Origin of the sequence: Amycolatopsis dongchuanensis, from assembly GCF_039542405.1 — a bacterium.
GTDB classification, from domain to species: domain Bacteria; phylum Actinomycetota; class Actinomycetes; order Mycobacteriales; family Pseudonocardiaceae; genus Amycolatopsis_E; species Amycolatopsis_E sacchari.
The window spans coordinates 1-18,875 of the sequence record NZ_BAABIB010000051.1 but is presented as its reverse complement, the minus strand read 5'-3'; the positions used below and the strand labels follow the sequence as shown (position 1 = coordinate 18,875).

The 18,875-nt window shown below is 70.7% G+C and carries 15 protein-coding genes, 1 pseudogene and 2 riboswitches; of the genes and pseudogenes, 14 read left to right on the top strand and 2 right to left on the bottom strand.

Features of this window, described 5'->3' with window-relative positions:
* Positions 1 to 6: 6 nt before the first annotated feature.
* From ABFX51_RS10575 to ABFX51_RS10545, 7 genes are all read left to right on the top strand, one after another.
* Positions 7 to 1,116, top strand: a complete 1,110-nt coding sequence (locus tag ABFX51_RS10575; protein WP_425425793.1) for a vWA domain-containing protein — start codon at positions 7 to 9, stop codon at positions 1,114 to 1,116.
* The gene (locus ABFX51_RS10570) at positions 1,109 to 2,221 is read left to right on the top strand and encodes an XdhC family protein (RefSeq protein ID WP_346053613.1); all 1,113 of its coding nucleotides are present in this window, start codon (positions 1,109 to 1,111) and stop codon (positions 2,219 to 2,221) included. Before ABFX51_RS10575 ends, ABFX51_RS10570 begins: the two co-directional genes overlap by 8 nt.
* A gap of 206 nt (positions 2,222 to 2,427) precedes the next feature.
* A complete protein-coding gene (locus tag ABFX51_RS10565; protein WP_346053612.1) occupies positions 2,428 to 2,955 on the top strand; it encodes a (2Fe-2S)-binding protein in 528 nt (175 codons plus the stop codon).
* Between the two features lies 1 nt (position 2,956).
* Complete coding sequence (locus ABFX51_RS10560; protein ID WP_346053611.1) at positions 2,957 to 5,395, top strand: xanthine dehydrogenase family protein molybdopterin-binding subunit; 2,439 nt, start codon at positions 2,957 to 2,959, stop codon at positions 5,393 to 5,395.
* A complete protein-coding gene (locus ABFX51_RS10555; protein ID WP_346053610.1) occupies positions 5,392 to 6,246 on the top strand; it encodes an FAD binding domain-containing protein in 855 nt (284 codons plus the stop codon). Before ABFX51_RS10560 ends, ABFX51_RS10555 begins: the two co-directional genes overlap by 4 nt.
* Before the next feature lie 94 nt (positions 6,247 to 6,340).
* The gene (locus ABFX51_RS10550) at positions 6,341 to 7,000 is read left to right on the top strand and encodes an SRPBCC family protein (protein WP_346053609.1); all 660 of its coding nucleotides are present in this window, start codon (positions 6,341 to 6,343) and stop codon (positions 6,998 to 7,000) included.
* Positions 7,001 to 7,049: 49 nt separating this feature from the next.
* Positions 7,050 to 8,108 (top strand): NAD(P)-binding domain-containing protein, encoded by a 1,059-nt coding sequence (locus tag ABFX51_RS10545; protein WP_346053608.1) that lies wholly within the window; start codon positions 7,050 to 7,052, stop codon positions 8,106 to 8,108.
* Here the strand turns inward: ABFX51_RS10545 and ABFX51_RS10540 are convergent.
* The gene (locus ABFX51_RS10540) at positions 8,105 to 8,938 is read right to left on the bottom strand and encodes an SDR family NAD(P)-dependent oxidoreductase (RefSeq protein WP_346053607.1); all 834 of its coding nucleotides are present in this window, start codon (positions 8,936 to 8,938) and stop codon (positions 8,105 to 8,107) included. The genes ABFX51_RS10545 and ABFX51_RS10540 overlap by 4 nt on opposite strands.
* 96 nt (positions 8,939 to 9,034) lie before the next feature.
* Positions 9,035 to 9,853 (bottom strand): amidohydrolase family protein, encoded by an 819-nt coding sequence (locus tag ABFX51_RS10535; protein WP_346053606.1) that lies wholly within the window; start codon positions 9,851 to 9,853, stop codon positions 9,035 to 9,037.
* A gap of 79 nt (positions 9,854 to 9,932) precedes the next feature.
* Here ABFX51_RS10535 and ABFX51_RS10530 point away from each other — a divergent pair, with 79 nt between their 5' ends.
* The 7 genes and pseudogenes from ABFX51_RS10530 to ABFX51_RS10500 all read left to right on the top strand — a co-directional run.
* On the top strand, positions 9,933 to 11,297 hold the full coding sequence (locus ABFX51_RS10530; RefSeq protein WP_346053605.1) for a glutamine synthetase family protein: 1,365 nt from the start codon (positions 9,933 to 9,935) through the stop codon (positions 11,295 to 11,297).
* Positions 11,278 to 11,982: a gamma-glutamyl-gamma-aminobutyrate hydrolase family protein gene (locus tag ABFX51_RS10525; protein ID WP_091504520.1), complete on the top strand. Its 705-nt coding sequence runs from the start codon at positions 11,278 to 11,280 to the stop codon at positions 11,980 to 11,982. Before ABFX51_RS10530 ends, ABFX51_RS10525 begins: the two co-directional genes overlap by 20 nt.
* Before the next feature lie 17 nt (positions 11,983 to 11,999).
* Positions 12,000 to 13,355, top strand: coding sequence for an aldehyde dehydrogenase family protein (locus ABFX51_RS10520; protein ID WP_177228559.1), 1,356 nt, complete (start codon positions 12,000 to 12,002; stop codon positions 13,353 to 13,355).
* A 1-nt stretch (position 13,356) separates the two neighbouring features.
* Positions 13,357 to 14,121 (top strand): 3-oxoacyl-ACP reductase, encoded by a 765-nt coding sequence (locus ABFX51_RS10515; protein ID WP_091504519.1) that lies wholly within the window; start codon positions 13,357 to 13,359, stop codon positions 14,119 to 14,121.
* A gap of 157 nt (positions 14,122 to 14,278) precedes the next feature.
* Positions 14,279 to 14,372, top strand: a riboswitch (glycine riboswitch).
* Position 14,373: 1 nt separating this feature from the next.
* A riboswitch (glycine riboswitch) is annotated at positions 14,374 to 14,466 on the top strand.
* A gap of 31 nt (positions 14,467 to 14,497) precedes the next feature.
* Positions 14,498 to 17,317 carry an aminomethyl-transferring glycine dehydrogenase gene (gene gcvP / locus ABFX51_RS10510; protein WP_346053604.1) on the top strand — a complete coding sequence of 940 codons (2,820 nt, stop codon included), beginning with the start codon at positions 14,498 to 14,500 and terminating at the stop codon, positions 17,315 to 17,317.
* Between the two features lies 1 nt (position 17,318).
* Complete coding sequence (gene gcvT / locus ABFX51_RS10505; RefSeq protein ID WP_346053603.1) at positions 17,319 to 18,395, top strand: glycine cleavage system aminomethyltransferase GcvT; 1,077 nt, start codon at positions 17,319 to 17,321, stop codon at positions 18,393 to 18,395.
* 1 nt (position 18,396) lies between these two features.
* Positions 18,397 to 18,819: pseudogene (locus tag ABFX51_RS10500) on the top strand (serine dehydratase beta chain); the annotation flags it as partial.
* Positions 18,820 to 18,875 lie beyond the last annotated feature (56 nt).

The following is an 18,875-nucleotide window of genomic DNA, read 5'->3' as shown; positions in this document are numbered from 1 at the left end:
AATGAACTGGTGACCACCACGGACCCGCTGCCCGCACTGGTCGGGTTCGCCACCGCCCTCCGCGAGGCCGGCGTGCCCGCGAACCCCCAGCGGGTGCAGGCGTACCTGAACGCCGTGGAGCAGGTCGACCTCGCCGACATCAACCACCTGTACTGGGCCGGACGGGTGACGTTGTGCGCCGATCCCGACGACCTGCCCCGCTACGACGACGCCTTCGCCCAGTGGTTCGCCGCCGAGCCGCCCGGGCCGAAGCCCGTCACGGTCGCCAAGGAGAAGAAGGCCCGGATGGCCGCGATGTCCGGCGAGCCCGCCGGGGACGGCCAGGCCGAGGACCAGGCCGACGAACTGCGCGTCGCCGCCACGGACACCGAGTTGCTCCGCCAGCGGGACCTCGCCGAGCTGACCGCCGCCGAACGCCGCCACCTGCGGGAACTGCTCGCCGTGCTCAAGCCGGTCCCCCCGGTCAAACGCTCGCTGCGGCGGCGCCCCGCCCGCAAGGGCACGCTCGACCCCGACCGCACGCTGCGCGGGATGCTCGCCCAGGGCGAAATCGTGAAGCTCGCCCGCCGCGCCAAGGCCACGCGCCCGCGCCGGGTCGTCCTGCTGCTCGACGTGTCCGGTTCGATGTCCCCGTACGCCGACTCCCTGCTGCGGTTCGCGCACGTCGTCGTGCGCAGCGCGCCCGCCAGCACCGAGGTCTTCACCCTCGGCACGCGCCTGACCCGCGTCTCCCGCCAGCTCCGCCAGCGCGACCCGGAACGCGCGATGCTCGGTGCCGGCCAGGCGGTGCCGGACTTCGCGGGTGGCACGCGCCTCGGCGAGACGCTCCGGATTTTCCTGGATCGCTGGGGACAACGGGGAATCGCCAGGCGTGCCGTCGTCGTTGTGTTCTCCGACGGATGGGAACGCGGCGACCCGAGCCTGCTCGGTGAGCAGCTGGCCAGGATGCGGAGGTTGGCGCACGCTGTCCTGTGGGTGAACCCGCACGCGGGACGGGCCGGTTACGCTCCGGTGCAGTCCGGAATCGCGGCCGCGCTCCCGCACCTCGATCACCTGCTGGCCGGCCACAGCCTGGCCACCCTGGAACGACTGCTGGTGGAGATACGCGATGCATGACGTACTTGACGAGCTGTACAAGCGGTGGGCCGAGGGCGAGGCCGTCGGTCTCGGCACGGTGGTCTCCACGTTCTCCAGCGCCCCGCGCGCGCCGGGGGCGGCGATGCTCGTCGGGCAGGACGGGGAGGTCGTCGGCAGCGTGTCCGGCGGCTGCGTGGAAGGCGCCGTCTACGAGCTGGCGCAGGAGGTCGTCGCCGAGCGCAAGCCCGTGCTGCAGCGCTACGGCGTGAGCGACGACGACGCCTTCGCGGTGGGCCTGACCTGCGGCGGGATCATCGACATCTACGTCGAGCGCGTCGACAAGGACACCATGCCGGAGCTGCAGGACGTCGTCGATTCGGTCCACAAAGGACAGCCCGTCGCGGTCGTCACGGTGATCGAGCACGAGGACGCCGACCGCGTCGGCAGGCACATGATCGTGTGGCCCGACCGCACGAAGGGCACCCTCGGCACGGCCCGCATCGACGACGCGGTGGTCGACGACGCGCGCGGCCTGCTCGCCACCGGCCGCACCGGCACGCTGCACTACGGCCTGGAGGGCGAACGCCGCGGCGAGGGCATGTCGGTGTTCGTCAACTCGTTCGAGCCGCCGCCGCGGATGCTGGTGTTCGGCGCGATCGACTTCGCCGCCGCGATGGCCAGGATGGGCGCGTACCTCGGCTTCCAGGTCACGGTGTGCGACGCCCGGCCGGTGTTCGCGACCGCCAGCCGGTTCCCCAGCGCGGACGAGGTCGTGGTCGACTGGCCGCACCGCTACCTCAAGGCGGAGGCCGAGGCCGGCCGCATCGACCGCCGCACCGTCATCGCCGTGCTGACGCACGACCCGAAGTTCGACGTGCCGCTGCTGGAGGTCGCGCTGCGCCTGGACGTCGGCTACGTCGGCGCCATGGGCTCGCGCCGCACCCACGAAGACCGGATGGCCCGCCTGCGGGAGATCGGCATGACCGACGAGGAGCTGGCGCGGCTGTCGTCGCCGATCGGGCTCGACCTCGGGGCGCGCACGCCGGAGGAGACGGCCGTGTCGATCGCCGCGGAGATCATCGCGATGCGGTGGGGTGGCGGCGGCAAGCGGCTCGCCGAGCTGTCGGGGCGCATCCACGGGTAGTTCCACAACTCGGTGATCGAAGTGCAGATTTTTGTCACTTCGTGCACTGTGGATCTCCGCGGATGCGGAGCGAACGGTGACAGGAAAGCGCATTCGCGGAAGGGCATTGTCAAGTTCCCCGAGCGGGGACTTGTCCCACCGCGACAGAAGGAGCAGGCTCCCGGTGTGAAGGCGATCACCCCAGCTCCCACCACTGGAGGGCCTCAATGCGTATCACCGTCACCGTCGACGGAACCCAGTACTCCGACGAGGTCGAACCCCGCACGTTGCTCGTCCACTACCTGAGGGAGACGCTCGGCAAGGTCGGCACCGTCATCGGCTGCGACACGAGCAACTGCGGGGCGTGCACGGTCCACCTGAACGGCCAGAGCGTGAAGTCCTGCTCGGTGCTCGCGGTGCAGGCGGACGGCTGCGAGATCACCACCGTCGAGGGGCTGGCGCGCGACGGGCAGCTCCACCCCGTGCAGCAGGCGTTCCACGACAACCACGCGCTGCAGTGCGGGTTCTGCACGCCCGGCATGATCATGCAGTCGATCGACCTGCTGGCGGACAACCCCGATCCCGACGAGAAGGCCGTCCGCGAGGGTCTCGAAGGCAACCTGTGCCGCTGCACGGGTTACCAGAACATCGTGCGCGCCGTGCAGGACGCCGCCCGCCACATGAGCCCCGGCGCCGGCCCCGAGGCCGAGCGCGTCAGCGAAGTCCGCGAGACGAGCGCGATCGGGGGCGAGTGACGTGACCGCGACGATCGAGCCCGAGGTCGGCAAGGCCCGCACCCGCAAGGAGGACGCCCGGCTCATCACCGGGCGCACGCGCTGGACGGACAACCTGACGCTGCCGGGCCTGCTGCACGTGGCGGTCCTGCGCAGCCCGTACGCCCACGCGAAGATCAACGGCATCGACACCTCCGAGGCGAAGACCAAGCCCGGCGTGGTCGCCGTCTACACGGCCGCCGACCTGGACCCGGACGGCAGCATCGGGATGCCGTGCGCGTGGCCGATCACCCCGGACATGAAGAGCCCGCGACGGCCGATCCTCGCCGCCGACCGCGTGAACTTCGCGGGTGAAGGCGTGGCTGTCGTCGTCGCGCGCAGCAAGGCCGAAGCGCAGGACGCGCTCGAAGCCATCGACGTGGACTACGAGGAACTGCCCGTCGTGCTGGGCCTGGAGAACGCCCTCGCCGAGGGCGCGCCGCTCGTGCACGAGGAACTGGGCACGAACCGCAACGCCCTGTGGGTGTTCGACAGCGGCGAAGCGGGCTCGGGTGGAAACGTCGAAGAAGCCATCGCGAGCGCCGAGGTCGTCGTCAAGCGGCGGTTCCGGCAGCAGCGGCTCATCCCCGCCTTCATGGAGCCGCGTTCGTGCGTGGTGGACCCGACGGGCGCCCAGATCGTGATGTGGTCGGCCACGCAGGTGCCGCACATCCTCAAGACGATGGCGGCGCTGACCCTCGGCATCCCCGAGCACAAGCTGCGGGTGATCGCACCGGACGTCGGCGGCGGGTTCGGCGGCAAGATCGCCGTGCTGCCCGAGGAGACGATGTGCCTGCTGCTCGCGCAGAAGCTGGGCAAGCCGGTCAAGTGGACCGAGTCGCGCTCGGAGACGATGCTCGCCGCGCACCACGGCCGCGACCAGATCCAGGACATCACGATCTCCGCGAAGCGCGACGGCACGGTCACCGGGCTGAAGGTCGAGCTGCTCGCCGACATGGGCGCGTACCTCGGGCTGGTCGGGCCCGGCGTGCCGATCCTCGGCGCGTTCATGTTCAACGCGATCTACAAGATCCCGGCCTACCACTTCGCGTGCACCAACGTGTTCACCAACACCACGCTCACCGACGCCTACCGCGGCGCCGGGCGGCCGGAGGCCACGTTCGGCATCGAGCGGATCATGGACGAGCTCGCCGCCGAGCTGGGCATGGACCCGATGGAGCTGCGCGAGAAGAACTGGATCAAGCACGAGGAGTTCCCGTACACCACCGTTTCCACGCTGACCTACGACTCGGGCAACTACGAGGCCGCGACCGAGAAGGCCATGCAGTTGTTCGACTACCACGGTCTGCGGCGTGAGCAGCGGGAACGCCGTGAGCGCAACGACCCGGTGCAGCTGGGCATCGGCATCTCGACGTTCACCGAGATGTGCGGGCTGGCGCCGTCGCGGGTGCTCGGTTCGCTCGACTACGCCGCGGGCGGCTGGGAGCACGCGTCGGTGCGGATGCTGCCGACCGGCAAGGTCGAGGTCGTCACGGGCGCGTCCGCGCACGGCCAGGGGCACGAGACGGCGTGGAGCCAGATCGTCGCCGACCAGCTGGGCGTGCCGTTCGAGGACGTCGAGGTGATCCACGGCGACACGCAGTCCTCGCACAAGGGCATGGACACCTACGGCTCGCGGTCGCTGGCCGTGGGCGGGATCGCCGTGGTCAAGGCGGCGGAAAAGGTCGTCGCCAAGGCCCGCACGATCGCCGCGCACCTGATGGAGTGCTCGCCGGACGACCTGGAGTTCGCGCAGGGCAAGTTCACCGTGCGCGGCACGGACAAGTCCACCACGATCCAGGACGTCTGCTTCGCGACGTTCGCCGCGCACAACCTGCCTGACGGCATGGAGCCGACGCTGGACTCCGAGGCCGTGTTCGACCCGGAGAACTTCTCGTTCCCGCACGGCACGCACCTGTGCGCGGCGGAGGTGGACACCGAGACGGGCCGCGTGACGCTGCGGAAGTACGTGTGCGTGGACGACGTGGGCGCGGTGGTGAACCCGCTGATCGTCGAGGGCCAGATCCACGGCGGGCTGGCGCAGGGCATCGCGCAGGCGTTGTTCGAGGAGGCGGTGTTCGACGAGAGCGGCACGCTGACGACGGGCACGTTCGCCGACTACCTGCTGCCGTCCGCGGCGGACCTGCCCTCGTTCACGACCGACCGCACGGAGACGCCGTCGACGACGAACCCGTTGGGCGTCAAGGGTGTCGGCGAGGCGGGCACGATCGCCTCGACCCCGGCGGTGGTGAACGCGATCGTGGACGCGGTGCGGCACCTGGGTGTGAACGACATCGAGATGCCGTGCTCGCCCATGCGGGTGTGGGCCGCGATCCACCGCGGCAGCAAGGACGCCGGTGGCCTCGGCAGCGAGGCGGGCGGCGGGCTCGGTTCGATCGACGCTTCGGGAGGTGCGCAGTGATCCCCGCTGCCTTCGACTACACCGCTCCGTCCACAGTGGACGAGGCGGTCCAGGCGCTGTCGGCCGCGGGCGAGGACGCCAAGGTGCTCGCCGGCGGGCAGAGCCTGCTGCCGGTGCTGCGGCTGCGGCTCGCGGCGCCGTCGACGATCGTCGACCTCGGCAAGATCGCGGAGCTGCGTGGCGTCCGCGAGGACGGCGACGCACTGGTGATCGGGTCGATGACCACGCACTACGACGTGCAGCGCGACCACCTCGTCGCCGAGCACGCCGCACTGCTGGCCAGGGCGACGGACACGGTCGCCGACCCGCAGGTACGGCACCGCGGCACGTTCGGTGGCGCCATCGCGCACGCCGACCCGGCGGGTGACCTGCTCGCCCCGGCGCTCGCGCTGGACGCGGAGATGGTCATCGCCGGCACGTCGGGCCGCCGCACGGTGCCCGCCGCCGGCTTCTTCCAGGACATGTTCACGACGGCGCTGGCGCCGGACGAGATCCTGGTCGAGGTGCGGGTGCCCAAGCACACCGGCTGGCGGGCGCACTACGAGAAGTTCAACCGGGTCGCGCAGGCGTGGTCGATGGTGGCCGTGGCGGCGACGGTGCGGACCGAGGGCGGCAGGATCGCCGAGGCCCGCATCGCGTTGACGAACATGGGCGCGACGCCCGTGCGCGCGACGGCGGTCGAGCAGGCGCTCGTCGGGCAGGAGGCGACGCAGGAGACGATCCGTGCCGCCGCCGCGCACGCCGCGGAGGGCACCAACCCGACCGCGGACGGCAACGCCGACGTGGAGTACCGGCAGGAGCTGGCGCGAGTACTGACGGGTAGGGCGGTCAGCGCGGCTGTCGCCGGGTGAGAGGAACCGCTCGGAGGGCATCCTGACGGCGTAAAGTGCCGTCAGGATGCCCTTTCCGGCACCTGGCCCTACGAGGACGAAGGGAGGTCAGGCCGTGCGGCTTGACCACGAGTTCACCGTTCCGGCGCCGCCCGCCCAGGTCTGGCAGGCTGTCATCGACCCGGAGAGCGTCGCGCCGTGCATGCCCGGGGCGACGCTGACGAAGGTCGAAGGTGACACGTTCACCGGCACGGTCAAGGTCAAGCTGGGGCCGATTTCCCTGCTGTACAAGGGCTCGGGCGAGTTCCTGGAGAAGGACGAGGCCGCGCGCAAGATCGTCATCAAGGCGTCGGGGAAGGACTCGCGCGGCGCGGGCACCGCGGCCGCGACGGTCACCGTGACGCTGCACGAGGACGGCACCGGCACCAAGGGCACCGTCTCGACCGACCTGAACGTCACCGGCCGCCCCGCCCAGTTCGGCCGCGGGATGATCTCCGAGGTCGGGGGCAAGATCCTGGACCAGTTCGCGGCGAACCTGGCGGAGAAGCTGGGTGGCGGCGAGGAGCCGGAGCCGGAGACGACGGCCGCTCCGGAGGCCGCCGAGCCCAAGCCGAAGCTGGAGTCGGTCAAGCCGGCCGAGCCGAAGGAGGCCGAGGCCATCGACCTGTTCGACCTGGCGGGCAACTCGGTGCTCAAGCGCCTCGCCCCGGTGCTGGCCGGGGTCGCCGGGCTCCTGGTCATCGTGGCGATCGTCCGCGCGATCCGCCGGAAGTGACTTCGGAGGCCGGGGGAAGCCCCGGCCTCCGCTCGCCGTTGTACGTGGCGTGCGTACAGAAACCGACGTGGTGGTGATCGGCGCGGGTCAGGCCGGCCTTTCCGCCGCCTACCACCTGCGTCGCACCGGCTTCCGGAACGGCACCGGCTTCGTCGTGCTCGACCACGGCAAGCGGCCGGGCGGCGCGTGGCAGTACCGCTGGCCGTCGCTGAAGCTGGGCAAGGCGCACGCGATCCACGACCTGCCGGGGATGGCGCTCGGCGAGGCCGACCGCGACCGGCCCGCGTCGGAGGTCGTGTCGGAGTACTTCGGCCGCTACGAGCGGACGTTCGACCTGCCCGTGCTGCGGCCCGTCGACGTGCTGTCCGTGCACGACGAGGGTGAGCGGCTGCTGGTCGAGAGCGCGACCGACACGTGGGCGGCCAGGGCGGTGATCAACGCCACCGGCACCTGGGACCGGCCGTTCTGGCCGTACTACCCGGGGCAGGAGCGGTTCCGCGGCCGCCAGCTGCACACCGCGGACTTCGAGAGCGTGGAGGAGTTCCGCGGCAAGCACGTCGTCGTCGTGGGCGGGGGTGCCTCCGGCGTGCAGCTGCTGCTGGAGATCGCCGAGGTCGCGAGCGGTACGACGTGGGTGACGCGCCGCGAACCCGAGTGGCTGGACGTGGAGTTCAGCCCGGAGGTCGGACGGGAGTCCGTCGCGAAGGTCGACCGCCGGGTGCGCGCGGGGCTGCCGCCGGGCAGCGTCGTGAGCGTGACCGGGCTGGCCCTCACCCCGGACGTCCGGCGCGGCCTGGCGCAGGGGATCCTCGACCGCAAGCCCATGTTCGACCACCTCACCGAGCACAGCGTCGTGTGGGCGGACGGCACGGAGCAGCACGCCGACGCGATCCTGTGGGCGACCGGCTTCCGGGCGGCCCTGGACCACCTGGCGCCGCTGCACCTGCGGGCCCCCGGCGGAGGCATCCGCATGGACGGCACCCGCGTCGTCGCGGACCCGCGGCTGCACCTGGTCGGGTACGGCCCCTCGGCGAGCACGATCGGCGCCAACCGGGCGGGCCGGGCCGCGGTCACCGAGATCCGCCGGTACCTGGACGGCCTCGGCTAGGCCCGCTCGAGCAGTTCTTCGGTGCGGTCCCAGAGGGCGCGCGCGAGGTCGGCGTCCTCGATCTGCCGGTTCGTCCGCCCGGGCTTGCGCCGCACGTAGAGGCCACCGGACTCCCAGTCCACGCCTGGTTTGCCCTGGATGAGCCACCGCAGCGTCCTGGCGCCCTTGTCCGGGCCGGGCAGCAGGGCTCGCAGCGCCGGGGTGGTGTAGAGCATCCGCATCGGCCGGCTGGTGGACCCGGTGGCGAAGTTCGTCGCGACCCCGCCCGGGTCGAACGCGGCCGCCGAGAGGCCCTGCGCGTGGTACCGGCGGTGCAGTTCCTTGGTGAACAGGACGATTTCGAGCTTCGTGAAGTTGTAGACCCGGACCGGCGCGAAATCGCGGTCGTGGTTCAGGTCGTCGAGTTCGAGCTTGGCGGCCAGGCGGGCGCTGATGCTCGCCGTCTGGAGCACGGCGGCGTCGGAGGCGATCAGCTTGTCGCGCAACAGCTGGGTGAGCAGGAACGGCGCGAGGTAGTTGACCTGGAAGGTCTTCTCGAAGCCGTCGACGGTTTTGGCGCGTTCGCCGAAGAGACCGCCGGCGTTGTTGGCGAGCACGTCGATGCGCGGGTACGCGGCGTTGAGATCGTCGGCGAGCTTGCGCACTTCGTCGAGCCGGGTGAAGTCGGCGACGAACGAGTCCACCCCGAGTTCGCCCGCGACGGCGGCCGTCTTCTCCGGTGAGCGGCCGACGGCCACCACCCGGTGACCGTCGCGGTGGAGCGTGCGCGCCGCCGCGGCGCCGATGCCATCGCTCGCACCCGTGATGACGACGGTCTTTCCCTCGCTCATGCACTGCCTCCCCAGTCGGTACCGCGAGGGTACGACCGGATCGGCGCCTCCGTTGATCAACTGCCCTTCCGGGCGGGCAACGATGATCTCCCGGCTCTACAGCGGTAGCGAGAACACCCGCCGCGCGTTCCCGCCCAGGAACAGCTCCCTCGCCTCCGCGCCGAGGCCCAGGTCGTCCAGCCGGTCGAGGCACTGGGCGGGGGTGAGCATGGGGTAGTTGCTGCCGAACAGCACGCGCGTCCGGCCCCGGCCGCGCATGAACTCCACCAGCTCCGCCGGCAGCCGGTGCACGGCGTACGCCGAGGTGTCCACGTGGAAGTTCGGGTACTTCCGCACCAGCGACAGCACTTCCGCCAGCCACGGGTACCCCACGTGCCCGCCGACGACCACGAGCTGCGGGAAGTCCAGCAGCACCTCGTCCAGGTACGGGATCGGCCGCCCCGGCTCCGACGGGCACAGCGGCCCGGTGTGCCCGATCTGCGTGCAGAACGGCACGTCCTCCTCCACGCACGCGACGTACACCGGGTAGTAGCGGCGGTCGTTCGGCGGCAGGTTCCACAGCCACGGCACCACCCGCACGCCGACGAAACCCAGGTCCCGCACGCAGCGCCGGATCTCACGCACGGCGCGCACGGGATCGGTGAGGTCGACGGTCGCGATGCCCGCGAACCGGTCGGGGTGGGCCTGCACCAGTTCGGCGACCTCGTCGTTCGAGATCAGCGCGCCCTGCGGGCCGTGCCACGCGGACAGCAGGCCGATCCGCACGCCGGCGCGGTCCATCGCGCCGAGCGTCGCCGCGACCGGGGGCGCTGCGCGGTCGAGGTCCGTCCAGCGCAGCAACGGTTCGAGCCACCGCTGGTCGAGGAAACGCTGGTTCGGCTGCTGCATCCAGACGTCGATGATCTCGTCGGCCATTCCGCCCCCTTGACAGCGCTCGTCAATGGACCAATAGTAGCCCTTTGACGGGGTTGTGGTGGCGCGGAAGGGTGTGCGGATGAACAGTGCCAGAGGCATGCTCACCCTCGACCGCCTGCGGGAACTGGTCGAAGAAGGTGTGATCGACACCGTCCTCGTCGCGATGACCGACATGCAGGGGCGGCTGCAGGGCAAGCGGTGCGCCGCCGAGTACTTCGTCAACGAGGTCGTGCCGCACGCGACCGAGGCGTGTGACTACCTGCTCGCCGTGGACGTGGACATGAACACCGTGGACGGCTACGAACTGTCCTCGTGGGAGAAGGGTTACGGCGATTTCGTGCTGCGCCCGGACCTCACGACGCTGCGCCTGCTGCCCTGGCACCCGGGTACGGCGCTGGTGCTCGCCGACGTCGAACGGGTGCAGGGCGGGGACGTGCCGGTCTCGCCGCGGCAGGTGCTGCGCCGCCAGCTCGGCCGGCTGGCCGAGCGCGGGCTCTCCGCGTTCGTCGGCACCGAGCTGGAGTTCATCGTCTTCGACGACACGTACGAACAGGCGTGGCAACGCGGTTACCGTGAGCTGACGCCCGCCAACCAGTACAATGTGGACTATTCGATGCTCGGCACCGGGCGGATCGAGCCGTTGTTGCGGCGCATCCGCAACGAGATGGGTTCGGCGGGGATGTACGTCGAGTCAGCCAAGGGCGAGTGCAACCCGGGCCAGCATGAAATCGCTTTCCGGTACGCCGAGGCGCTGTCCACTTGCGACAACCACAGCATCTACAAGACCGGTGCCAAGGAGATCGCCGCGCAGGAGGGGCGCAGCCTGACCTTCATGGCGAAGTACAACGAGCGCGAGGGCAACTCCTGCCACATCCACATCAGCCTGCGCTCCGCCGACGGCGAGCCGGTGCTCGCGGGTGACGGCCCTGGCGGGTTCTCGCCGCTCATGACGCACTTCCTGGCCGGGCAGCTGGCGTGCCTGCGCGAGCTGACGTACTTCTTCGCGCCGAACATCAACTCCTACAAGCGGTTCATGCCCGGCAGCTTCGCGCCGACCGCCGTCGCCTGGGGGACCGACAACCGGACGTGCGCGCTGCGCGTCGTGGGGCACGGCCAGTCGCTGCGCGTGGAGAACCGCGTGCCCGGCGGCGACGTGAACCCGTACCTGGCCGTGGCCGCGCTCGTGGCCGCCGGGCTGCACGGGATCGACAACGAGCTGCCGCTGGAGCCGGAGTTCACCGGGAACGCTTACGGTGCCGAGAAACCGACCGTGCCCGCGAACCTCCGCGACTCCGCGCAGCTGCTCGCGGAGAGCAAGGTCGCGCGAACCGCGTTCGGCGATGACGTCGTCGAGCACTACCTGAACGCCGCCCGCGTCGAACTCGCGGCCTTCGACGCGGCCGTCACCGACTGGGAGCGGATCCGTGGTTTCGAGCGGCTCTAGGCCGGTCATCGGCATCTCCACCTACGTCGAGACGGCGAGTTGGGGTGTGTGGCAGACGCCTGCCGCGCTGCTGCCCCGGTCTTATGTGGACGCTGTCGTCGCGGCCGGTGGTGTGCCAGTCCTGTTGCCGTCTGTGGGAAGCGATGTCACGGCACTGTCCGCAGTGGACGCTCTGGTGATCGCGGGCGGCGCGGATGTTGACCCCGCGCGGTACGGACAGCAGGCGCACGAGAAAACGGTTTCCCGGCCGGAGCGGGACGCATTCGAGTTCGCGCTCACCCGGGCGGCGCTGGACCGGGGGCTGCCGCTGCTCGGGGTGTGCCGGGGCATGCAGGTGCTGAACGTCGCGCTCGGCGGGACGCTGACCCAGCACCTGCCGGAGGTCGTGGGGCACGCGGACCACCAGCCCGCGCCCGCGGTGTACGGGCACAACCGGATCACCCTGGCCGACGGGAGCCGGGTCGCGGGGATCCTCGGCGTGGAGGCGAAGGGGCACTGCTACCACCACCAGGCGGTCGCTTCGCTGGGCGAGGGCCTGCGCGCGGTCGGCTGGGCGTCGGACGGCACGGTGGAGGCCGTCGAGGTGCCCGGCTCGCGGTTCGTGCTGGGCGTGCAATGGCATCCGGAGCAGGACGTCGAGGACGTGCGCCTGTTCGCCGCACTGGTCGACGCGACCCGCTCGTGAAGGACGTGAGGAACGACATGGACGTGATCAACCCGGCGACCGAGGAGGTCGTGGGGACGGTCGAACTCGCTTCGCTGGAGGAGACCGACGCGGCGATCGCGCGGGCGCAGGCGGCGTTGCCGTCGTGGCGGGCCGTGGCGCCGGGCGACCGGGCGCGCCTGCTGCGGCGGTTCGCCGAGGCGGTCGACGCCGACGTGGAGCACCTGGCCCGGCTCGAGGTGGCCAACTCCGGCCACACGATCGGCAACGCGCGGTGGGAGGCCGGCAACGTCCGCGACGTGCTGCACTTCTACGCGGCCGCGCCGGAACGCTTGCACGGCAAGCAGATCCCGGTGCCCGGCGGGGTGAACGTGACGTTCCACGAGCCGCTCGGCGTGGTCGGGATCATCGTGCCGTGGAACTTCCCCATGCCGATCGCCGCGTGGGGTTTCGCGCCGGCGCTCGCCGCGGGGAACACCGTCGTGCTCAAACCCGCCGAGCTGACCCCGCTGACCGCACTGCGCCTGGCGCAACTGGCGCGGGAAGCCGGCATCCCCGAGGACGTGTTCCAGGTGCTGCCCGGCCGGGGTGCCGTCGTCGGGCAGCGGTTCGTGACGCACCCGGCCGTGCGGAAGGTCGTGTTCACCGGCTCGACGGCCGTGGGCAAGCAGATCATGGCCGGCTGCGCCGAGCAGGTGAAGCGCGTGACGCTGGAGCTCGGCGGCAAGAGTGCGAACATCGTGTTCGCCGACGCCGACCTGGAGAAGGCCGCGGCGACCGCGCCCTACGGCGTGTTCGACAACGCCGGGCAGGACTGCTGCGCCCGGTCCCGGATCCTCGTGCAGGCCCCGGTCTACGACCGGTTCATGGAGCTGCTCGAACCCGCGGTCAAGGGGGTCGTCGTGGGCGATCCGGGTGCCGAGGGCACGGAGATGGGCCCGCTGATCTCCCGGCAGCACAAGGAACGTGTGACGTCCTACGTCCTACCTGATGCTCCAGTCGCTTTCCGGGGAAGCGCACCCGACGGGCCGGGTTTCTGGTTCCCGCCCACGGTCGTCACGCCGACGTCGCTGACCGATCCGCTGGTCACCGAGGAGATCTTCGGGCCGGTGGTCGCCGTCGTGCCGTTCACCGACGAGGCGGACGCGATCCGGCTGGCGAACGACACCGAGTACGGGCTGTCCGGGTCCATCTGGACGTCCGACGTTGGACGAGCGTTCCGGGTCTCCCGCGCCGTCGAGGCGGGGAACCTGTCGGTCAACTCGCACTCGTCGGTGCGGTACTGGACGCCGTTCGGCGGCTTCAAGCAGTCGGGGCTGGGGCGTGAGCTGGGGCCGGACGCGCTGGACGCGTTCACCGAGGTCAAGAACGTCTTTCTGAGCACGGAGGTCTGACATGCAGCGGTTCGAGGGCCGGGTCGCCGTCATCACCGGCGGCGGCAGCGGGATCGGCCTCGCCACGGCGCGGCGGCTGGCGAGCGAGGGCGCGAAGGTGGTGGTCGCGGACGTCGACGCGGCGAGCGGCAAGGCGGCCGCCGACGAGGTGGGCGGCGAGTTCATCGCCACGGACGTCACCGACGAAGCCCAGGTCGAGGCCCTGTTCCAGACCACTGTGGACCGTTTCGGGTCGTTGGACGTGGCGTTCAACAACGCCGGCATCTCCCCGCCGGAGGACGACTCGATCCTGACCACGGGGATCGACGCCTGGCGGAAGGTGCAGGAGGTGAACCTGACGTCGGTGTACCTGTGCTGCAAGTACGCCATCCCGCACATGCAGCGGCAGGGCAAGGGCGCGATCGTCAACACGGCGTCGTTCGTCGCGGTCATGGGCGCGGCGACCTCGCAGATCTCGTACACGGCGTCGAAGGGCGGCGTGCTGTCGATGACGCGGGAGCTGGGCGTGCAGTTCGCGCGCGAGGGCATCCGGGTGAACGCGCTGTGCCCCGGTCCGGTGAACACGCCGCTGTTGCAGGAGCTGTTCGCGAAGGACCCGGAACGCGCCGCCCGCCGTCTGGTGCACGTGCCGATGGGCCGGTTCGCCGAGCCGACGGAGATCGCGGCCGCCGTCGCCTTCCTCGCCAGCGACGACGCCTCGTTCATCACCGCCTCGCAGTTCCTGGTCGACGGCGGGATCAGCGGCGCCTACGTCACCCCGATCTAGGCGGGGGCCGCTGCCCGGACAGCGGATCGCGCACAACGCATCACGCACCGTCGACAACTCCGGGGCGCGAAAGGGCCCCGGAGACCTGCCCCGCCGTCCCCTCGCTCGCCGGTGCCCCTGGCTATAGACTGACGCCACAACTGAACATGGGCCGTCACGAGCCGGAGCGGGAGAGCCCCCGTCGACACACGGGGCACCGAAGGAGCAACCTCCCCGCCAATCTCTCAGGTACCAGTTACCGCTCTGGCCAGGCCACTCTGGAAAGCAGGCGCACGTCCGCGCCTCACCCAAGGTGAAAGCCGCCCCACAGCGGTGAAACTCTCAGGTGCCGATGACAGAGGGGGAGTTCCCGCAGCCGCTGAACGAGGAGCTCCCGATGTCCACCTTCGCCGATCGCCACATCGGTCCAGCCGAGCACGAACAGGCCAAGATGCTCGCCGAATGCGGGTACGGGAGCCTCGACGCGCTCGTCGACGCGGCCGTGCCCGCCGGTATCCGCACCGACCGCGACCTGCGCCTGCCGCCGCCCGCGAGCGAGCAGGAAGCCACCGCGGAGTTGCGCGCGCTCGCCACGAAGAACCGGCCCATGACGCAGATGATCGGCCTCGGCTTCAGCGACACGGTCACGCCGCCGGTCATCCGCCGCAACGTCCTCGAAAACCCCGCCTGGTACACGGCGTACACCCCCTACCAGCCGGAGATCTCGCAGGGCCGCCTCGAAGCGCTCCTCAACTTCCAGACCATGGTCTCCACCCTGACCGGCCTGGACACCGCCAACGCCTCCCTGCTCGACGAGTCCACCGCCGTGGCCGAAGCGGTCATGCTCATGCGCCGCCAGTCGAAGGCGAAGTCCTCGCGCGTCGTCCTCGACGCGGAATGCCTGCCGCAGACCATCGCCGTCGTGCGCACGCGCGCCGAGGCCGTCGGCATCGAGGTCGACGTGCGCGACCTGCACACCGGCCTGCCCGAGGACTTCTTCGGCGTCGTCGTGCAGTACCCCGGTGCCTCAGGTGTGTTGCGCGGCAAGGGTTTCTACGAGGCGATCGGCAAGGTCGCCAAGGAGGCGGGCGCGCTCTACACCGTCGCCGCCGACCTGCTCGCCCTCACGCTCGTCACCGCGCCCGGTGAGTTCGGCGCCGACGTCGCCGCCGGTACCACGCAGCGCTTCGGCGTGCCGCTCGGCTACGGCGGCCCGCACGCCGGTTACCTCGCCGTCCGCAAGGGGCTTGAGCGCTCGCTGCCGGGGCGGCTGGTGGGTGTATCCGTCGACGCCGACGGCAACCCCGCGTACCGGCTCGCGCTGCAGACCCGCGAGCAGCACATCCGCCGCGAGAAGGCCACCTCGAACATCTGCACCGCCCAGGTGCTGCCCGCGGTCCTCGCCGCGATGTACGCCGTCTACCACGGCCCCGACGGGCTGAAGGCCATCGCGCAGCGCGTGCACGGGCTGGCCACCGGGCTCGCCGCCGCGCTGCGGGAAGGCGGCGTCGAGGTCGTCCACGAGGGCTTCTTCGACACCGTGCTCGCCCGCGTTCCCGGCCGCGCCGGGCAGGTGCTCGCGGACGCGCGCCGGTTCGGCATCAACCTCGGTCGCGTGGACGACGACCACGTGCGCATCGCGTGCGACGAAGTGACCACTGTGGACACCCTGCGCCGCGTGCTGCTGGCCTTCGACCTCGAAGCCCACGCCGAGCCCGGCCCGTCGGCGCTCCCGGCCGGGCTGGCGCGCGAGAGCGAGTACCTCACCCACGAGGTGTTCCACAAGCACCGCTCGGAAACGTCGATGCTGCGGTACCTGCGCCGACTGTCCGATCAGGACTACGCGCTCGACCGCGGCATGATCCCGCTGGGCTCGTGCACCATGAAGCTCAACGCCACCGCGGAGATGGAGCCGATCAGCTGGCCCGAGTTCGCAGGCATCCACCCGTTCGCGCCCGCCGAGGACGCCGAGGGCTACCGCGAGCTGATCGACCAGTTGTGCGGCTGGCTCGCCGAGGTCACCGGCTACGACGAGGTTTCGCTGCAGCCCAACGCCGGTTCGCAGGGCGAGTTCGCGGGTCTGCTCGCGATCCGCGCGTACCACAAGGCCAACGGGCAGCCCGAGCGCGACGTGTGCCTGATCCCGTCGTCGGCGCACGGCACCAACGCCGCGTCCGCCGTGCTCGCCGGGATGCGCGTGGTGGTCGTCGCCTGCCGCGAGAACGGTGACGTGGACCTCGAAGACCTCAAGGCCAAAGTGGACGCTCACCGCGACACCCTCGCCGCGATCATGGTCACGTACCCGTCGACGCACGGCGTGTACGAGGACGGGATCGGCGAGCTGGCCCGCATCGTGCACGAGGCGGGCGGACAGGTCTATGTGGACGGTGCGAACCTGAACGCGTTGCTGGGGCTGGCGAAGCCCGGTGAGTTCAGTGGCGACGTCTCGCACCTGAACCTGCACAAGACGTTCTGCATCCCGCACGGCGGTGGCGGCCCCGGTGTCGGCCCGGTCGCGGTGCGCGCGCACCTCGCGCCGTACCTGCCCGGCCACCCGAACCTGGCCGGCGACTCCGCGGTCGGCCCGGTTTCGGCGGCGCCGTACGGGTCCGCCTCGATCCTGCCGATCTCGTGGGCGTACGTGCGGATGATGGGCGCGGCCGGGCTGACCGCCGCGACGAAGGTCGCCGTGCTGGCCGCGAACTACATCGCCGCACGCCTGGCCCCGCACTACCCGGTGCTGTACACCGGGCGCGGCGGGCTCGTCGCGCACGAGTGCATCCTCGACCTCCGCGCGCTGACCAAGCGCACCGGCGTCACCGTCGAGGACGTCGCGAAGCGCTTGGTGGACTACGGTTTCCACGCGCCGACGATGTCCTTCCCGGTCGCCGGAACGCTCATGGTGGAGCCCACCGAGAGCGAGGACGTCGCCGAGATCGACCGCTTCTGCGACGCGATGATCGCGATTCGCCGCGAGATCGAAGAGGTCGCGGAGGGGCGCTGGCCGGTGGAGCAGAGCCCGCTGCGCAACGCCCCGCACACCGCCGAGACGCTGACGAGCGACTGGGACCTGCCCTACGACCGCAAGACGGCGGTTTATCCGGCGGGCGTTTCGCCGAAGGGCAAGTACTGGCCGCCGGTGCGCCGCATCGACGGCGCCTACGGCGACCGCAACCTCGTCTGCTCGTGCCCGCCCATCGAAGCCTACGGGAGCTGACATGCACACCGCGCTGTATGGCGTCCACAAAGGACTGCATGCGCTGTTCACCGACTTCGCCGGCTGGGAGATGCCGGTGCGGTACTCCAGCGAGCTCGCCGAGCACCGCGCCGTGCGTGAGGCGGCCGGGCTGTTCGACCTGTCGCACATGGGCGAGATCGAGCTGACCGGACCGCAGGCGGCGGACGCGCTCGACTTCGCTTTGGTCGGCAAGCTTTCGGCGGTCCAGCCCGGCCGCGCACGCTATACGATGATGTGCGCGGAGGACGGCGGGGTGCTCGACGACCTCGTGGTCTACCGGCTCACCGAGGAGAAGTACCTCGTCGTCGCCAACGCGGGGAACGCGGCGCTGGTCGCGTCGGAACTGCGCGCCCGTGCGGCGAAATTCGACGTCACGGTCGAGGACCGGTCGGCCGACACCGCGCTGATCGCCGTGCAGGGCCCGAATTCGGCGGCGATCGTCGGTTCCGTGACCGACGCCGATCTCTCCGGGCTCAAGTACTACGCGAGCATGCCCACTCAGGTACGCGGTCACGACGTGCTGCTGGCTCGCACCGGCTACACCGGCGAGGACGGCTTCGAGCTGTACGTGCCGGCGACCGAGGCGGTGGACTTGTGGCACGTGCTCGCCAACGCCGGTGAGGAGCACGGCCTGTTGCCCGCGGGCCTCGCGTGCCGCGACACGTTGCGTCTCGAAGCCGGGATGCCGTTGTACGGCAACGAACTCAGCACCGATCGCGCGCCGTTCGACGCCGGGCTGGGGCGCGTGGTGAAGTTCGAGAAGCCGGACTTCGTCGGCAAGGCCGCGCTGGAGGGTCGTCGCGAACCGGCCGAGGTCCTGGTGGGGCTCAAGGGTTCCGGGCGGCGTGCGCCCCGGCACGGGTACCGGGTACTCGACGGTGAGCGCGAGGTCGGCGTGGTGACGAGCGGTGCGCTTTCTCCGACGCTCGGTCATCCCATCGCGATGGCGTACGTGGCGAAGGAGCTGAGCGAGCCGGGCACGGGCCTGTCGGTCGACATCCGCGGCCGGGTGGAGCCGGTCGAGGTCGTGCCGATGCCGTTCTACCGGCGCGCCTGAGATGGCCATCAGCGTCTTCGACCTCTTCTCGATCGGCATCGGGCCTTCGAGTTCCCACACCGTGGGTCCGATGCGCGCGGCGCGGTTGTTCGTCGAGGCGCTCGGCGACGACCTGCCGCGTGTCCGGCGGGTGAAGGCGGAGCTGTTCGGTTCCCTGGGCGCCACGGGTTTCGGGCACGGCAGCGATCGCGCTGTCCTCTTAGGACTTTCGGGGGAGACGCCGGAGGACGTCGACACGGACGCCGTGCCCGCACTCGTCGAGGCGATCCGGTCTTCGGGGCGGTTGTGCCTCGGTGGCAGGCAGGAGATCCGGTTCGACGAGGACCGGGATCTGGTGATGCACCGGCGACGTTCGCTGCCCGAGCACCCGAACGGCATGGTTTTCCGTGCCTACGGCGAAGATCTGTTGCTCGAACGCACTTACAGCTGGTTTCATAATGAAGTCGGCAGCTTGCGGTAGCAGACGAGGACGCAGGCCAG

Excerpts from the sequence above, each read along its gene's own strand:
- ABFX51_RS10570 (WP_346053613.1), top strand. The coding sequence starts at position 1,109 with ATGCATGACGTACTTGACGAGCTGTACAAGCGGTGGGCCGAGGGCGAG.
- ABFX51_RS10565 (WP_346053612.1), top strand. The coding sequence starts at position 2,428 with ATGCGTATCACCGTCACCGTCGACGGAACCCAGTACTCCGACGAGGTC.
- ABFX51_RS10540 (WP_346053607.1), bottom strand. The coding sequence starts at position 8,938 with ATGAGCGAGGGAAAGACCGTCGTCATCACGGGTGCGAGCGATGGCATC.
- ABFX51_RS10535 (WP_346053606.1), bottom strand. The coding sequence starts at position 9,853 with ATGGCCGACGAGATCATCGACGTCTGGATGCAGCAGCCGAACCAGCGT.
- ABFX51_RS10530 (WP_346053605.1), top strand. The coding sequence starts at position 9,933 with ATGAACAGTGCCAGAGGCATGCTCACCCTCGACCGCCTGCGGGAACTG.
- ABFX51_RS10520 (WP_177228559.1), top strand. The coding sequence starts at position 12,000 with ATGGACGTGATCAACCCGGCGACCGAGGAGGTCGTGGGGACGGTCGAA.
- ABFX51_RS10515 (WP_091504519.1), top strand. The coding sequence starts at position 13,357 with ATGCAGCGGTTCGAGGGCCGGGTCGCCGTCATCACCGGCGGCGGCAGC.
- gcvP (WP_346053604.1), top strand. The coding sequence starts at position 14,498 with ATGTCCACCTTCGCCGATCGCCACATCGGTCCAGCCGAGCACGAACAG.
- gcvT (WP_346053603.1), top strand. The coding sequence starts at position 17,319 with ATGCACACCGCGCTGTATGGCGTCCACAAAGGACTGCATGCGCTGTTC.